Origin of the sequence: Actinocorallia sp. A-T 12471 (assembly GCF_033875155.1) — a bacterium.
GTDB lineage: Bacteria > Actinomycetota > Actinomycetes > Streptosporangiales > Streptosporangiaceae > Actinocorallia.
Genome location: NZ_JAWZTE010000004.1, coordinates 26459 through 48825 on the forward strand (window position 1 = coordinate 26459; position 22367 = coordinate 48825).

Annotated in this window: 19 protein-coding genes; 7 read left to right on the forward strand and 12 right to left on the reverse strand. The window is 72.0% G+C overall.

The genetic code is table 11. The features are described 5' to 3' along the window. Positions 1-286: 286 nt before the first annotated feature. A complete protein-coding gene (locus R9X44_RS12475; protein ID WP_319814253.1) occupies positions 287-1087 on the forward strand; it encodes a hypothetical protein in 801 nt (266 codons plus the stop codon). A gap of 42 nt (positions 1088-1129) precedes the next feature. On the opposite strand, the gene R9X44_RS12480 is transcribed toward R9X44_RS12475, so the two are convergent. The 3 genes from R9X44_RS12480 to R9X44_RS12490 form a co-directional block, all read right to left on the reverse strand. Further along, a complete protein-coding gene (locus R9X44_RS12480; protein ID WP_319814254.1) occupies positions 1130-2569 on the reverse strand; it encodes an MATE family efflux transporter in 1440 nt (479 codons plus the stop codon). Between the two features lie 79 nt (positions 2570-2648). After that, positions 2649-3086: a MarR family winged helix-turn-helix transcriptional regulator gene (locus R9X44_RS12485; protein WP_319814255.1), complete on the reverse strand. Its 438-nt coding sequence runs from the start codon at positions 3084-3086 to the stop codon at positions 2649-2651. 75 nt (positions 3087-3161) lie between these two features. After that, positions 3162-4139 (reverse strand): NAD(+)/NADH kinase, encoded by a 978-nt coding sequence (locus R9X44_RS12490; RefSeq protein ID WP_319814256.1) that lies wholly within the window; start codon positions 4137-4139, stop codon positions 3162-3164. A gap of 276 nt (positions 4140-4415) precedes the next feature. Here R9X44_RS12490 and R9X44_RS12495 point away from each other — a divergent pair, with 276 nt between their 5' ends. Together R9X44_RS12495 and R9X44_RS12500 are read left to right on the forward strand one after the other, a co-directional pair. Continuing rightward, positions 4416-6452: an NPCBM/NEW2 domain-containing protein gene (locus R9X44_RS12495; protein WP_319814257.1), complete on the forward strand. Its 2037-nt coding sequence runs from the start codon at positions 4416-4418 to the stop codon at positions 6450-6452. Between the two features lie 135 nt (positions 6453-6587). After that, positions 6588-7736, forward strand: a complete 1149-nt coding sequence (locus R9X44_RS12500) for an ROK family protein (protein WP_319814258.1) — start codon at positions 6588-6590, stop codon at positions 7734-7736. A 35-nt stretch (positions 7737-7771) separates the two neighbouring features. Here R9X44_RS12500 and R9X44_RS12505 read toward each other — a convergent pair whose 3' ends face one another. Continuing rightward, on the reverse strand, positions 7772-8857 hold the full coding sequence (locus R9X44_RS12505) for a polyprenyl synthetase family protein (protein ID WP_319814259.1): 1086 nt from the start codon (positions 8855-8857) through the stop codon (positions 7772-7774). Positions 8858-8892: 35 nt separating this feature from the next. Further along, positions 8893-9915 (reverse strand): ABC transporter permease, encoded by a 1023-nt coding sequence (locus R9X44_RS12510; RefSeq protein ID WP_319814260.1) that lies wholly within the window; start codon positions 9913-9915, stop codon positions 8893-8895. A 272-nt stretch (positions 9916-10187) separates the two neighbouring features. On the opposite strand from R9X44_RS12510, the gene R9X44_RS12515 reads away from it, so the two are divergent. Continuing rightward, entirely contained in the window at positions 10188-11357 is a 1170-nt protein-coding gene (locus R9X44_RS12515) for an ROK family protein (RefSeq protein WP_319814261.1), read from the forward strand. Positions 11358-11373: 16 nt separating this feature from the next. On the opposite strand, the gene R9X44_RS12520 is transcribed toward R9X44_RS12515, so the two are convergent. From R9X44_RS12520 to R9X44_RS12550, 7 genes are read right to left on the reverse strand one after another with little or no spacing between them, the layout of a single operon-like run. Then, complete coding sequence (locus R9X44_RS12520) at positions 11374-12744, reverse strand: alkaline phosphatase family protein (protein ID WP_319814262.1); 1371 nt, start codon at positions 12742-12744, stop codon at positions 11374-11376. Next, entirely contained in the window at positions 12744-13892 is a 1149-nt protein-coding gene (gene eboE, locus R9X44_RS12525) for a metabolite traffic protein EboE (protein WP_319814263.1), read from the reverse strand. Before eboE ends, R9X44_RS12520 begins: the two co-directional genes overlap by 1 nt. Before the next feature lies 1 nt (position 13893). Beyond that, positions 13894-14757 carry a TatD family hydrolase gene (locus R9X44_RS12530; RefSeq protein WP_319814264.1) on the reverse strand — a complete coding sequence of 288 codons (864 nt, stop codon included), beginning with the start codon at positions 14755-14757 and terminating at the stop codon, positions 13894-13896. After that, a complete protein-coding gene (locus tag R9X44_RS12535; RefSeq protein WP_319814265.1) occupies positions 14757-15395 on the reverse strand; it encodes an EboA domain-containing protein in 639 nt (212 codons plus the stop codon). Before R9X44_RS12535 ends, R9X44_RS12530 begins: the two co-directional genes overlap by 1 nt. Next, positions 15392-16228 (reverse strand): sugar phosphate isomerase/epimerase family protein, encoded by an 837-nt coding sequence (locus R9X44_RS12540; protein ID WP_319814266.1) that lies wholly within the window; start codon positions 16226-16228, stop codon positions 15392-15394. Before R9X44_RS12540 ends, R9X44_RS12535 begins: the two co-directional genes overlap by 4 nt. After that, positions 16225-17088 carry an SCO3242 family prenyltransferase gene (locus R9X44_RS12545; RefSeq protein WP_319814267.1) on the reverse strand — a complete coding sequence of 288 codons (864 nt, stop codon included), beginning with the start codon at positions 17086-17088 and terminating at the stop codon, positions 16225-16227. The genes R9X44_RS12540 and R9X44_RS12545 overlap by 4 nt, the downstream gene beginning before the upstream one ends. Further along, complete coding sequence (locus tag R9X44_RS12550) at positions 17085-18236, reverse strand: inositol-3-phosphate synthase (RefSeq protein ID WP_319814268.1); 1152 nt, start codon at positions 18234-18236, stop codon at positions 17085-17087. Before R9X44_RS12550 ends, R9X44_RS12545 begins: the two co-directional genes overlap by 4 nt. Positions 18237-18774: 538 nt before the next feature. Here R9X44_RS12550 and R9X44_RS12555 point away from each other — a divergent pair. From R9X44_RS12555 to R9X44_RS12565, 3 genes are read left to right on the forward strand one after another with little or no spacing between them, the layout of a single operon-like run. Beyond that, a complete protein-coding gene (locus tag R9X44_RS12555) occupies positions 18775-20289 on the forward strand; it encodes a sugar ABC transporter ATP-binding protein (RefSeq protein WP_319814269.1) in 1515 nt (504 codons plus the stop codon). Continuing rightward, entirely contained in the window at positions 20286-21281 is a 996-nt protein-coding gene (locus R9X44_RS12560) for an ABC transporter permease (RefSeq protein WP_319814270.1), read from the forward strand. Before R9X44_RS12555 ends, R9X44_RS12560 begins: the two co-directional genes overlap by 4 nt. Positions 21282-21304: 23 nt before the next feature. Then, positions 21305-22363 (forward strand): ABC transporter substrate-binding protein, encoded by a 1059-nt coding sequence (locus R9X44_RS12565; protein WP_319814271.1) that lies wholly within the window; start codon positions 21305-21307, stop codon positions 22361-22363. The last annotated feature ends 4 nt before the right edge of the window (positions 22364-22367 follow it).

Below are 22367 nucleotides of genomic sequence, written 5' to 3' on the forward strand. Positions count from 1 at the left end.
GACCTGCTCCCGAATATGATCGCGAGGGAAGGTCGCGGCCGCGGCGGGTGGGTGCCGCCGCGGCCGGTTCCGCGTGTCCGCGCGCTGCTCCGGCGCGTCGGCGGCGCCCTGCGGGCATCCGGACGACGCGGCCCCCCACCGGGCCCGCCTCCGAGCGTTCCCGGCGCTTAGGCGCCTTGCGTGGACCGACGACGCCCCCGCCGTCGCGGAAGATTCTCGCGAAGGCGGGTACGGCCGGGCAACAAGCGATCTTGCTTGTTGCGGTGCGGCACGTGATGATCGTCCGGTGGACGAAGACGACCCGCTCTCCGCGCTGCGCCATCTCCAGCCGAGGCCGTCCCTTCCGGACGACAAGACCCGGCTCCTCCTGGAAGCAGGACTCGACGCGGTGACCGCCGCGTTCCAGGACCGCCCGCAGTCGCAGGACATGCCGCTCGCCGTGGTCTGGCCGAGCCAGGACAGCGTGATGGAGCGCTACCGCGAACGCGTGGGCGACCGGCGCGTCACCCGTGCGGTGATGGAGTACCGCTGGAAGTGCATGCCCGACTTCTACGCCGACCTGTTCGCCTGGGCCCTGCACCCCGCGCACTACGCGGTCGAGCAGCAGCTGTCCGAGGAGGCCCCGGGGGTCGTGGAGGCGGTCCCCGACTTCGGCGACGCGGCCTTCCAGATCGCACGCGCCGACCTCAACACGGTGTTCGGCACCCCGGTCCTGCGGATCAAGCTGCTGATCTGTGTGAGCCAGCCCGTCCCGAAGGCGTTCGAGGAGCCGCTCGCCCGCTTCTACGACGCCGCCACCACGTGGTGGAGCGGCGCTTATGCCAGCGTCATCGCCGCCATGGGCCGTGAGCTGCGCCCGGAGATCCCGCTCCACACGTTCGCCATGCTCATGACGGCCCTCGAAGAGGGGCTGGCTCTGCGGTACCTGGCCCGTCCCGCCGAGTTCGGCCACGACCTCGACGTCCTCGCCGACGTCCTGGCCAAGGGCGCGCTCGCCCTGCTCAAGGGCGGCACCCGGGACCCCGGCGACACCACGGCCCTCGCCGCCTTCTTCACCGGACGCCTCACCGCGCAACCCGCCCCCTGAACGCGTCAGGCCCACGCCGCGCGGCGTGGGCCTGACAGGTGTTCACGCCTCCACGAGCATCTCCTCCGCGCGCTCCGGGCTGCCCTCGGCGAGCCCCCGCTCGATCGCCTGACGCGTCGCGAACCACATCACGATCCCGACGACGAGCACGATGCCCTCGGTGAGGGTGAGCGCCCAGATGATCCCGGCGAGCCCGAACCAGAGGTTGCCGAGCAGCACGATCGGGATGAACAGGACGCCCTGCGCGGTGGACATCACCGTCGCGGGCACCACGCGCCCGGTCGCCTGGAACAGCGAGGTGATGAGCCCCGTGAACCCGTTCGCGACCATGGCGACGAGCTGGGCGACGAGGATCGTGACGGCGACCGCGAGGACCGCGTGGTCGGCGGTGAACAGCGACAGCACGGGCTCGCGGAACACGAACACCAGCGCGGAGAATCCGACGGCCATGCCGCCGACCGCGATCGCCGAGCCGCGCAGCGCCGCCGTCAGCCGCTGCCTGTCGCCCTTGCCGTAGGAGTAGGCGAGCAGCGGCAGCACGCCGATCGTCACGCCCATCACCAGGAACTCCGGCACCTGCGCGATGCGGACCGCGACGCCCATGGCGGCGAGCGGGTCGTCGCCGTAGGCGGCCGCGAGGTTGTTGAGCACCAGCGCGGTGACGACGATGAAGGCCGACTGGAAGAGCTGGCCGACGCCCACGCCGAGGACCGGCTTGACGACGGAGAGCCGCAGCGTGAACCAGCGCGGCGCGAGGCTCACGTGCTCGCTGTTGCGGTGCAGCCACAGGGCCCAGTACGCGGCGCTGAGCAGGTTGCCCAGGCCGACCGCGAGCGCCGCGCCCGCGACACCCCAGTGCAGGACGAGGATGAACAGCACGTCGAACACCAGGTTCGCGATCGTGGACACGATGAGCCCGATCATCGCCTGCCGCGCCGCGCCCTCGGACCGCACGAGGTGCTCGAGGCAGAGCGCCGCGCACAGCACGGGGACCGAGGCGAGCATGACCGCGACGAACGCCTTGGTCGGGGACGCCGCCGCCCCGTCGGCCCCGAGCAGCGCCACGAGCGGATCGAGCAGCAGCAGTCCGAGGCCGCCGACCACGACCCCGGCGAGCACCGAGCCCCAGACGGAGAACGAGGAGACATGCCTGATCTCAGCGGCCTTGGCGGGGTCGTGCTCCGCCGCGCCCAGCAGCCGTGAGATGAGCGCGCTGCCGCCGACGCCGAACACCCCGCCGAACGCGAGGACGAGGCCGAGCAGCGGCGTGCCGAACGTGATCGCGGCGAGCAGCGTCGAGTCGTGCAGCGAGCCGATGAAGCCCGCGTTGATGACGTTGTAGAGGGCGCTGATGACCATTCCGGCGGCCATCGGCACGCACAGGTGCACGAGGGAGCGGATGATCGGCGCGCCGGACAGATACCAGCGGTTGGTGCCGACGGCGTCGCCCTGCACGGGTGATTCGGGACTTGTGGGGTTCATGACTGCTTCTTTCCGGGCAGGGTCGAGCGCGCGTCGGCGGAAGCCGGCGCGGCGTGGTTGGGGGGACGCGCGTTCCCGGTTACCGGGTCGGCTGCGGCAGCTCCGCGGTGATCTTCGTCAGCAGGGCGTGGAGGGTGGCCCGCTCGGCGTCGTCCAGCGGCGCGAGGATCATCTCGTCGGCGGCGAGCATCGCGGACTCGAGCCCGGCGATGAGATCCGCGCCCGCCTGGGTCGCGTAGACGCGCTTGCTGCGCTCGTCGCCGGGCTCGGTGCGCCGTTCGACGAGGCCGCGCCGCTCGAGCCCCTGGAGCAGGCTCGACACGCTCGCCGCGCTCGTCCGGGTGGTCCTGGCGATGTCGCGCTGGATCTCCCCCGGCTTCTGCACCAGGTAGCCGAGCACGAAGCCCTGCTCGAAGCTGAGCCCGCGTTCCTTGATCCAGTCCTCGGCGGCCTTGCGCTGCGCCCATGTGATCCATCGCGCCAGCTCGAGCGTGCCGGCAAGCCTCGGTGCGTCCATAGTCAGGACTCTAACCATTAGAGTTCTAACTGTCAAAGCTCGAACTACCTTCGCCGCCTCCCGCCGGGATCGGCGTCAGGGTTCGTCCGGGGGCGGGTGCCAGGAAGTGCCCGGGGCGCGGTCGCGCAGGCGGGCGGCGTCGCGGCGGAGGTCGGGCGGGATGAGCTCGAGGAGCTGGTCGGGGCGGAGGGGGAGGTCGAGCAGGCTCAGCTTGACGCTGCTGCGGCCCGCGTGCTCGGCGGAGGAGAAGCGCACGACGTGGGCTGCCTCGCGGCGCAGGACCGCGGCGAGTTCGTCGCCGTGCCCCAGCGCGCCGGACGGTATCCCGTCGACGTCGACCGCGACCGGCGCGCTGTCCTGCGCGACGGTGAACCGCACCCGGTCCTGCGCGCCGAGCACGACGGGACGGCTGACGCCCGACATGGGCGCGACCGGCGTGATGACGACCGCGTCGGAGGACGGCGACAGGATCGGCCCTCCCGCCGCGTAGCTGTAGGCCGTCGACCCCGTGGGCGTCGAGACGACGACGGCGTCGCACCGGTAGTACCCGAACCGCTGGTCGTTCACGATCAGGTCGACCGAGACCGCGCCGACCCGCCCCGGCCTGCCGAGCACCACGTCGTTGAACCCGAACCGCGTCGCGATCCCCCCTGTGCCCTCGGCCTCGAGGCAGGCGTGCCGCTCGATCGTGAAATCCCCCTCGGTCAGCCGCTCCAACGCCGACGGCAGCGCCTCGGGGATCACCTCGACGAGGAACCCGAGGTTCCCGTGGTTCACCCCGAGCACCGGCACCGGCCTGCCGACCATCAGCCGCATCGCCCCGAGCATCGTCCCGTCGCCCCCCAGCGCGACGACGAAGTCCACCCCGCCCACGAACTCACCCTCAGAAACAAGGTCGACCCCGCCCGGAACCCTGTCCCGGTCGACCTCCCGCGCCACCACCCGAACCTCATGCGTCCTGGTGAACGCCATGATCGTCTCCACCGACCGGTCCACCGGCTTCGACGGATGAAGCACAAGACCGGCCGCGCTCCCCCGATGCGCGGACCCCATCCCCCCAACCTAACCCGCCACCACACCACCCCCTCCGCCGCCCCAGACCACCCCCGACACCCCCATACGGCACATTTCTCCAGGCGAACACGGCCATCCCGACATTTCACCCAGCCGTTCGACGCCCCCGTCCTGAGCCCTGTCAGCGCCCCCGCGCTTCAGACACCGCCCCCAAGGCCGCACACCCGACATCAATCCGACAAGTTTCAATCACTCTCAAGACCAATTCTTTGCGCCGCAATTGACGAATTACCCGTATTACCCCTGGGGGCGATCTTGACGGCCGACGCGAAGGCCGGCCTTCTGGCGATCCTCCGCGACGGAGGGGCGCGCACGCGGGCCGAGCTCGTGGAGATGACGAGGCTCGCCCGCGTGACGGCCGCCGCCGACGCGCTCGTCTCGTCCGGGATGGCCGCCGCCGGCTACAACTACGTCAACATCGACGACTGCTGGGCCGAACGCAACCGTGACGCGGACGGCAACCTTGTGCCGCACAAGACCAAGTTCCCCAACGGGATCAAAGCGGTCGCCGACTACATCCACAGCAAGGGGCTGAAGGTCGGCATCTACTCCAGCGCGGGCGACCGGACGTGCACCGGCCCGACCGGCGTCGGACCGCAGCCCGGCTCCATCGGCTTCGAGCAGAAGGACGCCGACCTGTGGGCGTCCTGGGGCATCGACTACCTGAAGTACGACAACTGCGGCGACCGCAAGGGGCAGAGCGCCCTGCAGCGGTACACCGCCATGGGCACCGCGCTGCGCAACACCGGCCGCGACATCGTCTACAGCGTGTGCAACTGGGGCCAGAGCGCGCCGTGGGAGTTCGGCCCCACCGTGGCCGCCAACCTGTGGCGCACCACGGGTGACATCGCGGACAACTGGCCCAAGACCCTCAGCCTGCTCGACCAGCAGAAGGGCCTTGAGCCGTTCGCCAAGGTCGGCGCATGGAACGACCCCGACATGCTCGAGGTCGGCAACGGCGGCATGACCGACACCGAGTACCGCAGCCACTTCAGCCTGTGGGCGCTGCTCAACGCGCCGCTGCTCGCCGGCAACGACCTCTCGGCCATGGACGCGGCCACCAAGACCATCCTGACCAACACCGACCTCATCGCGGTGAACCAGGACTGGGGCGGCTCGCAGGGCAGGCTGCTGCGCGACTTCGGCAACGGCACCCAGGTGTGGGGCAAGCCGATGTCGGACGGCTCGGTCGTCGCGGTCCTGTTCAACCGCAACACCGCGACCACCACCGTGAGCACCACGGCGGCCGAGATCGGGCTCGGCGGGTCGAGCTCCTACCAGCTCAAGGACCTGTGGTCGAAGGCCGAGTCCACCACCACGGGCGCCATCAGCGCCTCGGTCGCCGGCCACGGCGTCGCGGTGTTCAAGGTCACCCGGACCGGCACCACCACCGCCGCCGCGCCCGGCGCGGGCACCCACCAGGTCGGCGACCTGCCCTGGCTCGCCTCCTCCAACGGCTGGGGCCCGGTCGAGCGCAACCGCAGCAACGGCGGTTCCGCGGCGGGCGACGGCCAGCCGCTGACCATCGGCGGCACGGTCTACGCCAAGGGCATCGGCGTGCACGCCGACAGCGCGGTGCACGTCTACCTCGGCAGAGCCTGCCACCGCTTCGAGGCCAAGGTGGGCGTCGACGCCGAGGTCGGCACGAACGGCAGCGTCCGCTTCCAGGTGTACGGCGACGGCGTGCTGCTCGCCTACACCGACGTGCTGAGGGGCGGCGCGGGCCCGGTCACGATCTCGGTGCCCACCAAGGGCTACCGCAATCTCGAGCTGCGGACCACCGACTCCCGCAACGGCATCGACAACGACCACGCCGACTGGGCCGACGCGCAGATCTCCTGCGGCCAGAACCCGTCGAACGGCTCCTACGCGGGCGACCGCACCTGGACGTCGTCCACCAACGGCTGGGGCCCCGTCGAGCGGAACGTCAGCAACGGCGAGACCCCGGCGCGTGACGGCACAGTGCTCACCCTCGGCGGGGTGCGCTACCGGCACGGCATCGGCGCCCACGCCGACAGCACGGTGACGCTGCCGGTCAACGGCGCATGCCACGGCTTCGACGCCCTGGTCGGGGTCGACGCCGAAGCGGGCAGCGCCGCCAGCGTGATCTTCGAGGTCATCGCCGACGGCACCACGCTGTACACCAGCCCGGTCCTGCGGCCCGGCGAGACGGCACAGGTCGCTGTGCCGTTGCGCAGGCCCGCGTCGGTGTCGCTCGTCGTGCGCGCCACCGCGGACGGCAAGAACGCCGACCACGCGGACTGGGCGGGCGCCCGCCTGTCCTGCGACTGACCGAGACAGGCCCGGTCCCGCACCTGCCCGCGGGACCGGGCCACCGGCGTTCCCTCGCGGCGACGCGGCAGTCGTCGCGGCCGGCAGGTCCGGGCGGTCACCGTAAACGCGACACGCATTACCCTGGGGGCGATCTTGACGACCGACGCGAAGGCCGGCCTTCTGGCGATCCTCCGCGACGGAGGGGCGCGCACGCGGGCCGAGCTCGTGGAGATGACGGGGCTCGCCCGCTCCACCGTCGCCGGACGGCTCGACGTCCTGCTGTCCGAACGGTGGATCGTTCCCCAGCGGGAGGCGGTCGCCTCGGGCGGCAGACCCGCCACCGCGTTCGCCTTCAACCCCGGGGCCAAACTCGCGCTCTCCGCCGACCTCGGCGTCACCCACGCCCGCCTCGCCGTGGCCGACCTCAACGCCGCGATCATCGCCGAGTCCAGCGCCGAGATCGCCGTCGTCCAAGGGCCGCGATCCGTGCTCGGCTGGGTGATCGAGACGGCGTCCGAGCTCCTGTCCGGGCTGGGGCGCGACCTCACTGACCTGTGCGGCGTCGGGGTGGGGCTCCCCGGGCCGGCGGAGCACGAGACGGGGCGGCCGGTGAGCCCGCCAGTGATGCCCGGCTGGAACGGCTTCGACGTCGTCCGCCATCTGCACGACGCGCTCGGCGCGCCCGTGCTCGTCGACAACGAGGTGAACATGATGGCGCTGGGCGAGCACCGGGCGACGGCGCCGGCGGTCGACCAGCTCATGTTCGTCAAGCACGGAACCGGCATCGGCGGCGGCGTCATCACCGACGGGCAGCTCCACCGCGGGGCCCAGGGCGCGGCAGGCGACATCGGCCATGTGCGCGCGGCTTCCGCGCCCGACGACCTGGTCTGCGCCTGCGGGAACATCGGTTGTCTCGAGGCGCTGGCGGGCGGCGCGGTCCTGGCCGGCCGGCTGCGGGAGCTGGGCGAGAACGCCCGGGGGGCCCGTGACGTGGCGCGGCTCGTCCGGGCCGGTCACGACGACGCCGTCAGGCTGGACCGCCAGGCCGGACGTGACGTCGGCGAGGTGCTCGCCGGGCTCGTCAACTTCCTCAATCCCACGGCCATCGTCTTGGGCGGCGATCTGAGCCGGGCGGGCGAGCACCTCCTTGCCGGGATACGGGAGACCGTCTACCGGCGGTCGCTGCCGCTCGCCACCCAGCATCTGCAGATCCGTGCCAGCGGGCTCGGGGAGCGCGCGGGCGTCGTCGGAGGGGCGGTCATGGTCGTGGAGAACGCGCTGGCGGGCACGTCCCTCGGCTGATGGTCGGCGGCGGACCGGTGCGCGTCGCCCGGGCGTCAGTGGTCCCTTCCGATGAGCCGGTCCGCCAGGAGGCGCAGGTCGGCGGCCGCGCTCGGCCGGGGACTCGCGTCCGCCAACGCGCGCAGGGCGAGCTCGGTGTGGTGGCGGGCGTGCTCGCGGGCGAAGGCGGTTCCGCCCGCCGCGCGCACCAGGTCGGCCGCCTCCAGGATCTGCTCCTCGGTCAGGTCGTCTGGCTCGCCGTACAGATCCGCGAGACGCGCTCCGGCCTTGGTCCCCGACCTCAGCGCGGCGACGACCGGCATGGAGAGCTTGCGTGCCGCGAGGTCCGCGCCGACGGGCTTGCCCGTCCGCCCGGGGTCGCCGCGGATGCCGAGCAGGTCGTCGACGAGCTGGTAGGCGACGCCGAGCTCGCGCCCGAACATGCCGTACCGGGACGCCGTGGGCGGCGGCGCGCCGGCCGAGCGCGCGCCGAGTTCGCACGCCGCCGCCAGGAGTGACCCCGTCTTGCCTTCGATCATGGCGAGGCAGTCGCCGACGCCCACCGGCGGATCGTCGCGCCCTGACGCGAACCGCAGGTCCGCGGCCTGTCCCCGGCACAGCTCGACCACGGCAGCGGCCAGCACCCGCGTCGCGTCCGTGTCGCCGGACTTGCGGGCGAGCACCTGGAAGGCGAGCGCGAGGAGCGCGTCGCCGGTGAGGAGCGCCGAGGCGGTCCCGAAGACCGTCCACGCCGCGGGACGGTGCCGCCGCGTCCGGTCGCCGTCCATCACGTCGTCGTGCAGCAGCGAGAACTCGTGGACGAGCTCGACGGCCACCGCCGCCGGCACCGCCGCGCGCATCGCGTCGTCTGGGTCGGCGGCGGCCGCAGCGCCCGCGCACAGGAGTGCCAGCGCCGAGCGCACCGATTTGCCCGACGCGGCGGTCGGCACGCCGTCGGCGTCCCACCAGCCCGCGCTGTATCCGGCGACGAGCCGCAACGCCTCGGGCAGCCCGCCGACGGCGGCGCTATGGGCGGGCCCGGTCAGTTCTCTGGCCCGGATGAGGAGGTCGGCCGTGATCCGGTCGGGAGTCGGCTGTTCGTCGTCCCCGCCCTCGGGCCGGGCGCCTTGGATGGAGTGCATCGGTGGATCCTTCCCGGAGTGCGGGGCCGGGCCGCCTAGGTCCGCCAGGGAAGCCGGACGGCTCCCAGCGCGACGGCCGCGATGAGGATGACCCCCTGCACGGTGAACTCCACGGCCCCCGCGATGCCGTGCAGGTTGAGCAGGGTGAACAGGGCCTCGAGGGTGAACGCGCCGGCCAGCGCGGCGACGATCGAGCCGCGGCCGCCGCCCAGGGCGACGCCGCCGACGACGACCGCGGTGACCGCCTGGAACTCGAGCCCCTGGCCGAGCTGGGAGGAGACGCCCGCGTAGCCGCCCAGCAGGATCGCGCAGATCGCCGCGGTGAGGCCGGACAGGACGAAGGCGATGGTCTTGGTCCTGGTGACCCGGATGCCGGACTGGGCTGCGGCGCGGTGGTTCTCGCCCGTCGCGACGAGGTTCTTGCCGAAGTCCGTGCGCATGAGGGTGACGAAGCCGACGGCGACGGCCGCCAGCACGACGACCGACCACGGTATCGGCCCGATGTTCCCGCGGCCGAGCTCGCGGAAGGGCTCGGACAGCGCGCCCTTGGGCGCACCGCCGTTCCACATGGTGATGAGGCCGTTGATGATCAGCATCATGCCGAGCGTCGCGATGAACGCGGGCACCCGCAGCGCGGTCGTGACGAGTCCGTTGGCCAGGCCCACCAGCGCCCCGATGGCCAGCATGAGCAGCAGCACAGGAAAGGTCGCGGAGGCGTCGCCGTCGATGAGCTGCGCGGCGACCACGACCTCGGCGGTGACCAGCGCGCCCACCGACAGGTCGAACTCGCCCGACACGATGACGAGGTACTGGCCGACGGCGAGGACGGCGAGCGGGGCGGCCCTGCGCACGAAGGACAGGAACCCCTGCGGCTCGAGGAAGTGGGGGCTGGAGAACGCGATGGCGACGAGCAGGACGGCGAGCACCACGAAGATGGGCAGTGTCCGTCCGCCCGGCAGCGCGCGACCGGTCTGGGGTTCTCCCTCGAGCCGATGCCGCGGGACGCCGGGGGTGGTGGCCCGCGCGTCCCGTGGGTCGTTGATCGGGGTGGGGGTCATGGTGACCGCCTTCCGGGAGGGTGGACGCCAGGGCCGTCGCAGGCGCACCTACCGCGGCCTTGGCTCGGGGGGACCGGTTCACCTCGGAGTGGTCGGGGACGAGGAGGTCGGCTAGTTCAGGTGCCGGTTGCCAATAAATCCGATGCTTCTGACGGATCGAGCAACCATACTTCGGCAGACTAGGATCGACTTATGACGAGTGTCAAGCATAACTATGTTCAGGAACATCAGAACAAAATGTGGAATCATCGGAACAACCCAAGGAGCGAGACGTGACGACGGAAGCAACGGGAGTCGGCGAGCTGCTGGCACTCCTGCGCGACGGCCAGGCCCGCACGCGGAGCGATCTTGTGAAGCTGACGGGCATGGCGAGGTCGACCGTGACCGCACGCCTTGACGCGCTGCTCGAACAGAAGTGGATCGTTCCGTCCGGGGAGTCCCTGTCCTCGGGCGGCAGGCCGGCCGCCGCGTTCGCGTTCAACCCGACCGCGCGGGTGGTGCTGGCCGCCGACCTGGGCGCCATGCACGCGCGGGCGGCCATCACCGACCTGTCGGCGAACATCCTCGCCCAGCGGCGGGTGGAGATCGCGATCTCCGAGGGTCCGGAGAAGGTGCTCGGCTGGCTCGTGACCGCCTTCGAGGAACTCCTCCAGGAGCAGGGCCGCACCACGGGAGACGTCAGCGGGGTCGGGGTCGGGCTGCCAGGCCCGGTCGCGCACGAGTCGGGCCGCCCGGTGAACCCGCCGATCATGCCGGGCTGGGACGACTTCGACGTGCCGGGCTGGCTGAGCGAGCGACTGCACGTCCCCGTCCTCGTCGACAACGACGTGAACATCATGGCCCTCGGCGAGCACTGGTCCACGGGCCAGACGATCGAGCACATGCTCTTCGTCAAGATCGGCACCGGCATCGGCTCGGGCATCATCAGCGGCCACCGGCTGCACCGGGGCATGCAGGGGGCCGCGGGGGACATCGGGCACATCCGGGTCAGGGGCGAGCACTCCGACGCGGCATGCCGGTGCGGCAACGTCGGCTGCCTCGAGGCGGTCGCGGGCGGCGCGGCCATCGCGGACCGGCTCCGCGCGGACGGCAAGGACACCCGCCACGCGTGGGACGTCGTCCGGCTGGTCCGCAGGGGCGACCAGGCCGCGCTGACCCTCGTCCGGCAGGCCGGCCGGGAGCTCGGCGACGTTCTGGCGTCGCTGGTGAACTTCTTCAACCCGACGGTGATCGTCATCGGGGGCGAGCTGGTGGACGCCGGCGAGCACCTGCTCGCCGGCGTCCGGGAACGCGTCTACAGCCGGTCGCTGCCGCTGGCCACGGCGCACCTGCAGATCCGCGCCTCCGAGCTGGGTGAGCGCGTCGGCGTCATCGGCGCGGCGGTCATGGTCATCGAGGAGACCCTGACGCCGGAGCGCGTCGGCCGCACCACGCTTTCCTGAGGCCCGAGCGCGGTGCTCAGCGCCGCCCCGTGAGCTCCAGGAGCACGCCCATCACCTCGGTCGCCCTGATCGACTCGCGGCCCACCCCCGGATCCGAGCACAGGAAGACCGGCCCGTCCGCCGGATCGTCGGGCAGCCTCCCGTGGCTGCCCCGCACGCATGTGGGGTCGAGCGGGACGACCTGCGTGGTGTAGCGCAGGCCGAGCTTCTTGCGGGCCAGCGCCGTCGCGGCGCGCGCCTTGACCAGCGGATCGCGGGGGTCGAAGAACAGCTCGGCGGGGTCGTAGCCGGGCTTGCGGTGGATGTCGACCGACCGCGCGAAGTCGGGGGCACGGTCGTCGTCAAGCCAGTAGTAGTAGGTGAACCAGGCGTCGGGGTCGGCGAGGAGGACGAGCTCGCCGGACCGCTCGTGGTCGAGCCCGTGGCGCGCCTTCGCGTCGAGGTCCATGACCTCCGCGACGCCGGGCAGCTCGGCGCACACGTCGGCGACGCGTTTGAGGTCGCCCGGGTCGCGGACGTACACGTGGGCGATCTGGTGGTCGGCGACGGCGAAGGCCCGCGACGCCCACGGGTCGAGCAGCTCACGCCCCTCCTGGACGTGCACGTCGAGGAGGCCCGCGCGGCGCAGCGCGCGGTTCACGTCGACCGGCCGCGCGGCGTCGGTGATCCCGTATTCGGACAGGACCACGACGCTCGCGTCGGCGGCGAGGGCGTCGTCGAGCAGCGGGCCGAGGACCGTGTCGAGATCCGCGGCCGCCTTGACGGCCTGGGGCGAGTCGGGCCCGAACCGCTGGAGGTCGTAGTCGAGGTGCGGGACGTAGACCAGCATGCAGTCCGGCCGGTGCCCGGCGAGGACCCTGCGGGCGGCGGCGACGATCCAGCGCGACGAGGTGATGTCGGCGGTCGGCCCCCAGTAGGTGAACAGCGGGAACGCGCCGAGGTCGCCGACGAGCTCGTCATGGAGTTCGGGCGGCCGGGTGTAGCAGTCCGGGGACTTGCGGCCGTCGGCGTGGTAGATCGGACGGGGGGTGACGAGCAGGTCGGTCGCCGCGCCCATCGCGTACCACCAGCACACGTTCGCGACCCGCCAGTCGGCGCGGTCCCTGCGGGCGTGGTCCCACAGCTTGTCGCCCTGGATGAGCGCGTTGTGCTGCCGCCACAGGAACACCTCGCCGAGGTCGCGGAAGTACCAGCCGTTCCCGACGACGCCGTGGTCGCGGGGCAGCCGCCCGGTCAGGAACGTCGCCTGCACCGAGCAGGTGACCGCGGGCAGGATCGGGTTCAGGCTCGCGCCGAAGCCCAGCTCGGACAGGCGTCGCAGGTTCGGCATGTGGGGCAGCAGCTTCGGGGTCACGCCGACGGCGTTCACCACCACGAGGGGTCGCATCACAGCTCCTTCAGGCCGAGGGCGAGCAGGCGGTCGCGGGTCCAGGCGAGTTCGGCGGCGAGGCCGGCCACGAGCCCGGCGTCCCCCGGCGGACGGTCGGGCAGGACATCCCAGGTGTAGGTCTCGACCTCGAGGTGCCCGGTCACCGGGACCGGGCCGCCGAACAGCGCGTCGATGACCCGTTCGAGCTCGTGCGCGGTGCTCGACAGCGGCGGTCTCGGGCTCGCGTGCACGGGCAGGTGGTAGTGGATCCGCCACGGCGACGCGCCGGGCAGCCCGCCGTCCAGCGCGAGATCGAGATCGTCGACCTCGCCGACCCCCCTCTCACGCGTCTGGTGCAGGAACCGGGGCTCCCGGTATCCCGCGAGCACCCTGCGGGTCTCCGGGTCGGCCGGGTCGCGGGCCTCCATCGCGGACGACGCCTGCGCCTTCACGACGGGCAGACCGGCGTCCGCGAGACGGCTGAGCGCCTCGTGCGGCTCTTCGAACTCGACGGCGAGGTGGCAGGCGTCCACGCAGACGCCGAGCCACGCGGTGTCCAGGAAGTCGAGGACCTCCACGGCGTCGCGCAGGGTGGCGACGACGCAGCCGGGCTCGGGCTCGAGGCCCACCCGGATGGCACGGCCGGTCATGGCGGCGAGCTCGGCGAGCCCGGCGGCGAGTTCGGCAAGACGCGCCCGCGCGACGCGCGCGCGTACCAGGTCCCACGGTTCGCGCCAGGCGAGCGGCAGCGTCGACACGCTGCCCCGCCCGACGTCGTCGGGCAGGAGCCCGGCGAGTACCGTCGCCGCGTCGAGCGTGTAGGCCAGGCGCTCTTCGGTCGTCCAGTCCGGGTGGTACACCCGCTTCTTCACCACGGGGTCCTGGAAGCCCCGGTAGGGGAAGGCGTTGAGGGTGACGACCTCAAGGCCCCGGACGTCGAGCTCGCGCTTCAGCCTGCGCGTCGCGGCGGCGTCCCTGGCGAGCGCGTGGGCGACGTCGGCGGCGAGCCACAGCCCGAGTCCCAGCACCGGGACGTCGAGCGCGGCGCGGATCGGCGCGGCGAAGCGATCGAGCTGGGCGACGATGCCGGCGGCGTCCTCGGCCTGGTGCACGTTGGTGCAGTAGGCGAGGTGGACGACGTCGCCGCCCGGATGCAGCAGCCGCATCTCATGCCTCCTTCGCGACGCCGCGCAGCACCGAGTTCCCGGCGTACTCGACGGCGTCGGCGTCATGCCCGCCCGGCAGGTCGAGCCGCCCGCTCTGCGCGTAGAAGGCCCGCGGGTTGTGCCAGAGCACGGTCTGAACGTCGTCCTCGGTGAAGCCCGCGGCGAGCATCGCGTCGCCGACCTTGCGCGTCTTCAGCGGGTCGCTGCGGCCCCAGTCCGCCGCCGAGTTCACCAGGACCCGCTCGGTGCCGTACTCCTTGAGGATGGCGACCATGCGGTCCTCGTCCATCTTGGTGTCGGGGTAGACCGAGAAGCCCGCCCAGCAGCCGGACTCCAGGACCATCCGGACGGTCAGCTCGTTGAGGTGGTCGACGGTCACCCGTTCCGGCGCGATCCCCGACTCCTTCACCACGTCGAGGGTGCGGCGGGTGCCCGCGGCCTTGTCCCGGTGCGGGGTGTGGACCAGGGCGGGCAGGCCGTACTCGATCGCGAGCGCGAGCTGGCGGGAGAACGCGAGGTCCTCCTCGGGCGTCATCGCGTCGTACCCGATCTCGCCGACGGCCACGACCTGGTCCTTCACCAGGTAGCGCGGCAGCAGGTCGATCACTTCGGCGAGGCGCGGGTCGTTCGCCTCCTTCGGGTTCAGCGCGATGGTGCAGTGGTGGGTGATCCCGAACTGGGAGGCGCGGAACGGCTCCCAGCCGATGAGCCCGTCGAAGTAGTCGATGAAGGACCCGGGGCTGGTGCGGGGCTGGCCGAGCCAGAACGCGGGCTCGACCACGGCGCGGACGCCCGCGTGGAACATCTCCTCGTAGTCGCGGGTCGTCCGGGAGGTCATGTGGATGTGCGGGTCGAAGATCGGCACTAGTCCTCCTTGAGGTCGAGGAAGGCGGCGAGGTCGTCGGGCACCGGACGGCCCGCGGCGCGGCGTTCGGCGGCGTAGTCGCCGAACATGCGGAGCAGGTCGGCGTCCATCCGCTCGCGGAGGCCGGCGACCTCCGTGAGCGGCACGCCGACGAACACGCACTTGAGGACGCCGTCCCGCCAGGCCCGCTGGTCGAGGGCGGTGGCGCAGGGTCCCAGCGCCGCGCCGATGAGGCGCGGGTCGTTGGTGCGCAGGGCGTCGCGGAGCAGGGACTGGCAGTGCCGCGCGAGCTTGAGCAGCGGAAGCGCGCGCAGGACCGCGCGCCGCTCGGCGCTGTCGCCCTGCCGGTAGACCTCCTCGACGCGGTCGGCGAGCGGGCCGTCGGCCAGGCCCGGGCGCAGGGCGCAGAGCAGGAGGACGCGGACGGCGTCGTCAGCGGTCCAGCCGGGGAGTGCCGCGCCGAGCGGGGCGCGTCCGCAGCGCAGCGCGGTGATCGCGGAGTAGAAGGTGACGCGCTCGGGGGCCCGTCCGAGGGTCGCGCGCGCGTCCTCGATCCAGGTGAGGGCCTCGTCGGACAGGACGCCGGCGAGGCTCGCGTGAAGTGTCTCGGAGGTGACCGCGGTGGGGGTGGTGTTCATCTTGCCTCCTTGCCTGCGGCGGTCAGGAAGTCCCATGACCGCCGGGCGACGCCGGGGGCGTCGTGGCTGTGCCTGGGCAGTTCGACCGAGATCAGGCCGGGGTAGCCGATCTCGGCGAGCGCGGCGAGGACGGGCGGGAAGTCGATCTCGCCGTCGCCGAACTCGCGGTGGACGTGTTCGCCGCGGCGCATGTCGTCTATCTGGACGTTGACGAGCCGGTCGCCCGCGCGCCGCACGCAGTCGGGCACCGGCAGCGGTTCGTTGCAGCGGCAGTGGCCGATGTCGAGGGTCAGCCCCAGGTGGAAGGGGCGGCCCAGCATCGCGAGCAGCCTGTCGTAGCCGTCGAGGTCCTCCACGAGCATGCCGGGCTCGGGTTCGAAGCCGAGCCTGACCCCGCGCCGGGCCGCGGTCTCCAGCACGGGTTCGCAGTTCGCGGCGAGCCGTTCCCATGCGGTCTTGGCCGAGGTGCCGGGCGGACGGATTCCGCTCCAGAAGGAGACGGCCTCGGCTCCCAGGTCGGCGGCCATCTCGACGGCGGTCTTGAGGAACGCGACCCGCACCTCCGATCCGGTGCCGGAAACCAGGGTCGGTTCGTGCTTGCGCACCGGGTCCAGCAGGTAGCGGGCTCCGGTCTCCACGACCACGGCGAGCCCGAGCCTGGACAGCAGGGAGGACAGGTCGGCGACGCGCCGGGAGAGCCCGGGGGCGAAGGGGTCGAGGTGGGCGTGGTCGAGGGTCAGCGCGACCCCGGTGTACCCGAGTCCGGCGATCAGGTGGAGCGCGTCGTCGAGGCGGTGGTTGGCGAATCCGTTGGTGCCGTATCCGAATCTCATGTCGCCGCCACCTTGCGCACCAGCAGGCGGGCGGCGGGCAGGGCGGCGGCGAGCGCGAGCGCTGACCTGACCGCGCCGGTCCGCGCGGTGAGCGCGGCCTGGAGCGGAACGAACCCGAGGATTCCCGCGCCGACGGCGGCCCGCACCCGTCCGCCGGTGGGCTGCTGGACGGCGGCGGACTGCGGGCCGCCGACCGTGGCGGCGTAGGCGGCGCAGAACCCCGCGGTGCTCAGCCAGACCGGGACCGGGGACGGGCGGCGGACCGCCGCGGCGACCGCCGCCGCGATGGTCCCGGTGCCCGCCAGCGCCGCGAGCGGCACCTCGCGCCGGATGCCGTGCACCTCGCCGAGTGACAGCGCGGTCAGCCCGAGCGTGTGCGCGCCGACGGCCAGCGCGGGCACGAGTCCTTCGACGCGCGGGCCCGATCCCATGAGCACGTTCAGGCTCCGGGCGGCCGCCATGCCGACGGGTCCCGCCGGGGTGTTCTTCAACGCCAGGTCGTACAGCCACACAGTTCCGGCGAGCGGGAGCGCGGTGCGCAGTGCCCGGCGTCCGCCGGACAGCGCCGCCGCGCCGACCCCTGCCGCCGTGAGCGCCGTCGCCACCGCGAGCGCGGTGCCGGGGCCGACCCGCCCTGACGGGATCGGCCGCTCGGGGCGCTCGTCGCGGTCGAGGTCGCGGTCGGCGTAGTCGTTGAGCGCCATCCCCGCCCAGTACAGGCAGACCGAGCCGACGGCGCTGCCCAGCCACCGCGCGCCGGTGGGAAAGCCCGCCGCGGCGGCCCCGGCGAGGACGTCGCCGGGCACCGTCAGCGCGGCGGGGGCGCGGACCAGCTCGGCGAGGTCGCGGACGCCGGTCACAGCCCGCCCGCCCAGTCCTTCAGCCGCGCGTACTGCTCGGCGAGGCGGTGCTCGCCGCCGAGCGGGTCCTTGAAGAAGAAGCCGAGCGACGCCAGGTCGCCCCGCGCCCCCGCCTCATGGGCGCACGCGGTGAGCCGCACGAGGTCGAGTACCAGCGGCGCGGCGAGCGTGGAGTCGCAGCCCTGCCAGGTGACCTGCATGGTCATCCGGGTGCCGAGGAACCCTTCGAACCGTACGTGGTCCCATGCCGTCTTCCACTCCCCCATGTCGGCCACATAGTCGATGTGGGTCGCGCCGGCGACCTCCTGGCCGAGCATCGCGGAAAGGCCACGCTGCTTGGAGGCTGTCTTGCTGGCGGCGGCCTCGGGGTCGGCGAGGGTGGCCCCGTCGCCTCCGCCCAGGAGGTTGGCCCCCGACCAGGACAGCACGCGCAGCGCCCGCGAGGTGAACATCGGGGCGAGGGCCGTCCGCAGGAGGGTCTGGCCGGTCTTGCCGTCACGGCCCGCGTAGGGGAGCGCATTGGCGTCCGCGAGTTCGGCGAGGGCGGGCAGCCGCATCCCGGTCGACGGGGTGAAGTCGACGAACGACGCCCCCGCGCGCAGCGCCGCGTAGGCGTACAGCGAGCTGGTCGGCAGCACGTCCGCCTCGGTCTTGAGCGCCAGTTCGAGCGCCGGCAGCGAGTCGTGCGCCGGGCGGGCCGCGACCGGCGGCTCGGTGGAGGACACGTTGACCACGACGACCCGGTCGAGGCGGTTCTCCTCGGTGAAGTGCGCGATGTCGGAGGCGAGCTCGGCGGCCGCCTCCCCCTGGGGCCGCCGGTCGCCGGGAGCCGCGCCGACGCGCAGGCGCCCTTCGACGCCGACGAGCTCGTCGCGGATCGCCGTGACGACGTCACGCGGCATGACGCCGGCGTCCGCGAGTTCCTCGGCCCGCTTGGCCAGCGGCGTCTGCGCGATGTCGTGCCCCCCGAAGACCAGCTGGTCGAGGGACGGCAGATCGAGGTCGCTGAAATCCGGGGTTTCGGTCACCAGGCCGACCGGCTCGGCGAGCCCTGCCCTGATCGCCAGCGCGCCGACCACGGCGGTCGTCGCGACCGACCCGCGCGCGCCGACGAACCAGACACCGACTCGGCGGTCGTCGTCTTTCATGATGGGTGCCTTCCTGCTGTCGCTCTGTGCGGGCGTGCGCGGAGTGGAAGGGCACCGGAGACGACCTCCGTCGCCGGGTGCGGGGCTCCCGTGTCTTCCAGATCCGCTGGGGTGGGGCCGCTGTGGCGGTGGGCGGCGCCTTGCGCGCTGTGCTGATCGGGGCGGGTCGGGGCGGGGGCCGGCGCGCCCACGTGCGGCGGAGGGCCGCGCCCTGGCCCGGCGAACTGGGTGATCGGTCGAGGCATGCGGTCGCACTCCTGGCGATCGGGTGGCCATCACGACTTCCGGGATCGTAAATTCGACTTCCGTCGGGAGTCAAGCAAAAGTTCGCCGATTGACATATGTAACTATGACGGCTCTGGTACCAGGAGTGGCTGATTCCGTCGTCGTCAGCTCAATGTCGATCATGCGGTGCGACAGCGAGACGGCGTCGGACGCCCACGAAACAGCAGGTTCCCGGGCCTCCCCCCGTGTTACGACGAAGTCCATGCCGATTTACGTTGACAAAAATCATAAGCCACCCCTAGGGTTCCGACCCATGCAGGACTCAATGAACCCTCTGCTCGTCATGAAGGGCATCGTCAAGCAGTTCCCCGGCGTCCGCGCCCTGGACGGCGTGGACCTGGAGGTGCGGCCGGGTGAGGTGCACTGTCTGCTCGGGCAGAACGGTGCGGGCAAGTCCACCCTCATCAAGACGCTCGCGGGCGTGCACCAGCCCAACGAAGGGACGATCCGGCTCGGCGACCGGGAGATCCGGCCCGCGAACCCCACCGACGCGATTCACGCGGGCATCGCGACGATGTACCAGGAACTCGACCTGGTCGACGGGCTGAGCGTCGCCGACAACATCTTCCTCGGGCACGAGAAGGCGGCCTTCGGCTTCACCAGGACCGGGGCCGCGCAGCGCGAGGCCACCCGGCTGCTGGCGAGCCTCGGGCACGGCGAGATCCACCCGGGCACCGAGGTCCGCGAGCTTCCCCCCGCGGGCCGCCAGGTCGTCTCGATGGCGCGGGCCCTGTCCCACGAAGCCCGCCTCATCGTGATGGACGAGCCGTCCGCCGCGCTCGCCCACGACGAGGTGGAGAACCTGTTCCGCATCATCGGCGAGCTCACCGGCAAGGGCGTCGCGGTCGTCTACATTTCGCACCGGCTCGAGGAGATCCGGCGCATCGGCCACCGGATCACCGTCCTCAAGGACGGCAGAACCGTCGCGATGAACCTCGACGCCCAGAAGACGCCGACCTCAGAACTCGTCGCGCTGATGACCGGCCGCGAGGTCGACGACGTCTTCCCCGCGCGGCCCGCGCCCGGCGCGCACGACGACCGGCCGGTCCTCCTGCGGGTCACCGGCCTGAGTTCAGGCGGCCACTTCAAGGACGTGTCGTTCGAGGTCCGCGCGGGGGAGATCGTGGGGCTCGCCGGGCTCGTCGGTTCTGGGCGCTCGGAGATCCTCGAGGCCGTCTACCGGGCCCGCGCCTGCACGGGCACCGTCGAACTCGACGGCAAGGCGGTCCGCGGGGGGCCGTCGAGCGCCGTCCGGGTCGGCATGGGGTTCGCCCCCGAGGAGCGCAAGGCCCAGGCGCTGCTCCTCGACCAGTCGATCACCGCCAACATCACGCTCGGCTCGCTCAAGCGCTACAGCCGGTTCGGCTGGCTCGACCGCTCGAAAGAGGCCAAGGACGCCAGACAGCAGATCGACGACCTGGAACTGCGCCCCGCTGACCCGGAGCGTCCGATCCGCAACCTCTCCGGCGGCAACCAGCAGAAGGCGGTCATCGCCCGCTGGCTCCTGGGCAACGTGAAGCTCCTGCTCCTCGACGAGCCCACCCGCGGCGTCGACATCGGCGCCCGCGCCGAGCTCTACACCGTCATCCGCCGCCTCGCCGACAGCGGCGTGGCGGTCCTGCTGGTCTCCAGCGAGGTCCCCGAGGTCCTCGGGCTCGCCGACCGCGTCCTCGTCCTGCGCGAAGGCAGCGTCATCCACGAAGCGCCGGCCCGCGAACTCGACGAACCCCGAGTCATCGACATGATCATGGAAGGGAGTGCGCTGTGACCGGCACGCTCACCGTGGAAAAGCGCCCCTCGCCGAAGGTGTCCCCGCTCGAAAGGGTCACCAGGACCTCCGGAGGACGCCATCTCGGGCTTGTGGCGGCCCTGGCGCTCCTCGCGGCCGTCGGCGTCATCACCCAGCCCGGCACGTTCGCGACGACGTCCAACGTCATCAGCATCCTCGCGCTCGCCTCGACCATCGGCATCATCACCGTCGGCATGACCTTCGTCATCATCGGCGGGGGCATCGACCTGTCGGTCGGCTCGGTCATGGCGCTCGCCTCGGTCTGGGCGACGACGGTCGCCACCCAGGAGTACGGACCCGTGGTGATGTGCCTGTGCGCCATGACCGTGGGCGCGGCGGCCGGCGCGGTGTCCGGCGTCCTCGTCTCCTACGGGCGCATGGTGCCCTTCATCGCGACGCTCGCGATGCTGGTCGCCGCCAGCGGCCTCGCGCAGCGCCTGTCGGACCGCAAGACCCAGCTGGTCACCCCCGAGAACTCGCTGATCGTCGACCTGTCGGTGGAGCGCTTCCTCGGGCTCCCGATCCTCGTCTACCTGTTCGCGGCGGTCGTGGTCGCCGGGTGGATCCTGCTCAACCGCACGACGTTCGGCCGCCGCACGTTCGCGGTCGGCGGCAACCCCGAGGCCGCGCGCCTCGCCGGAATCGACGTCCGCAAGCACACCGTCCTGCTCTACGCGCTGTCAGGGCTGTGCTGCGGGATCGCCGCGATCCTCATCATGGCGAGGACGACGACCGGCTCCTCCACCCACGGCAACCTCTACGAACTCGACGCCATCGCCGCGGTCATCATCGGCGGCACCCTGCTGAGCGGCGGCCGCGGCACCATCATCGGCTCGATCCTCGGGCTGATGATCTTCACGGTCATCACGAACCTCTTCATTCTCAACGGCCTCGACACCAGCGACCAGCTCATCGCCAAGGGGCTGATCATCGTCTTGGCCGTGCTGCTCCAGCAGCGCACCGGTAAATAACCACATCCCCAAGGAGATCCCCCATGTCCGCCGCCCCCTCTTCCGGCCGTCGCGGCTTCCTCGTAGGCGGCCTCGCCGTCGGCGCCGCGGGTGTCCTCGCCGCGTGCACCAGCAACAGCTCCAACGAGCCGGAGACCGCTCCCGTCGCGCCCGTCGGCGGCGGCGACAACGACAAGCCGGGCGCCAAGGTCGTCATCGGCTTCTCCGCGCCCGCCGCCGACCACGGCTGGATCGCCGCCATCGCCAAGAACGCCGAGGCGACCGCGGCCCAGTACTCCGACGTCGAGTTCAAGCCGGTCGAGCCGACCAACGACATCAACCAGCAGATCTCGGCCGTCGAGTCGCTGATCTCGGCCAAGGTCAACGCGCTGGTCATCCTGCCCAACGACGGCGGTCAGCTGAACCAGATCGCCCGCAAGGCGATGGACGCCGGCATCCCGGTCGTCAACCTCGACCGCGTCTTCCCCGACAAGCTGTCGTACCGCACCTGGATCGGCGGCGACAACTACGGCATGGGCGTCGCGGCCGGGCACTACATCGGCGCGAAGCTCAAGGACAAGGGCGTGTCGAACCCCGTCATCCTGGAGATCCAGGGCATCGCGACACTGCCGCTGACCCAGGACCGCAGCGCGGGGTTCGCGGACGCGCTCAAGACCTACGGCTTCTCGGTGACGGCCAAGCAGGACGCCGCGTTCACCGTCGAGTCGGGCACCAAGGTCGCCTCGAGCCTCCTGCAGGCGCACAAGAAGATCGACGCCCTGTGGAACCACGACGACGACCAGGGCATCGGCGTCCTGGCCGCCATCAAGGAGGCGGGCCGCAGCGAGTTCTTCATGGTCGGCGGCGCGGGCTCGGCCAACGCCATGCGCTCCATCAAGGCGGGTGACTCCGTCCTTGAGGCCACCGTCACCTACAGCCCGAGCATGGCGTCCTCCGCCATCAAGATCGCGCGCCTGATCGCGCAGGACAAGGGGCTCGCGGACCTCGTCGAGCTCCAGGCGCCGCAGTCGCTGACCCTCGCCTCCGAAACGATCACCAAGGACAACGTCGACAAGTACCTGCCGCTCGGCTTCGAGTCCTGAAAGC

Bases quoted from the DNA above. Each gene is read 5' to 3' on its own strand.
- R9X44_RS12565 (WP_319814271.1), top strand. From the start codon at position 21,305: ATGTCCGCCGCCCCCTCTTCCGGCCGTCGCGGCTTCCTCGTAGGCGGC.
- R9X44_RS12490 (WP_319814256.1), bottom strand. From the start codon at position 4,139: ATGGGGTCCGCGCATCGGGGGAGCGCGGCCGGTCTTGTGCTTCATCCG.
- R9X44_RS12520 (WP_319814262.1), bottom strand. From the start codon at position 12,744: ATGCGACCCCTCGTGGTGGTGAACGCCGTCGGCGTGACCCCGAAGCTG.
- R9X44_RS12480 (WP_319814254.1), bottom strand. From the start codon at position 2,569: ATGAACCCCACAAGTCCCGAATCACCCGTGCAGGGCGACGCCGTCGGC.
- R9X44_RS12485 (WP_319814255.1), bottom strand. From the start codon at position 3,086: ATGGACGCACCGAGGCTTGCCGGCACGCTCGAGCTGGCGCGATGGATC.
- R9X44_RS12535 (WP_319814265.1), bottom strand. From the start codon at position 15,395: ATGAACACCACCCCCACCGCGGTCACCTCCGAGACACTTCACGCGAGC.
- R9X44_RS12510 (WP_319814260.1), bottom strand. From the start codon at position 9,915: ATGACCCCCACCCCGATCAACGACCCACGGGACGCGCGGGCCACCACC.
- eboE (WP_319814263.1), bottom strand. From the start codon at position 13,892: ATGCGGCTGCTGCATCCGGGCGGCGACGTCGTCCACCTCGCCTACTGC.
- R9X44_RS12555 (WP_319814269.1), top strand. From the start codon at position 18,775: ATGCAGGACTCAATGAACCCTCTGCTCGTCATGAAGGGCATCGTCAAG.
- R9X44_RS12550 (WP_319814268.1), bottom strand. From the start codon at position 18,236: ATGAAAGACGACGACCGCCGAGTCGGTGTCTGGTTCGTCGGCGCGCGC.
- R9X44_RS12540 (WP_319814266.1), bottom strand. From the start codon at position 16,228: ATGAGATTCGGATACGGCACCAACGGATTCGCCAACCACCGCCTCGAC.
- R9X44_RS12505 (WP_319814259.1), bottom strand. From the start codon at position 8,857: ATGCACTCCATCCAAGGCGCCCGGCCCGAGGGCGGGGACGACGAACAG.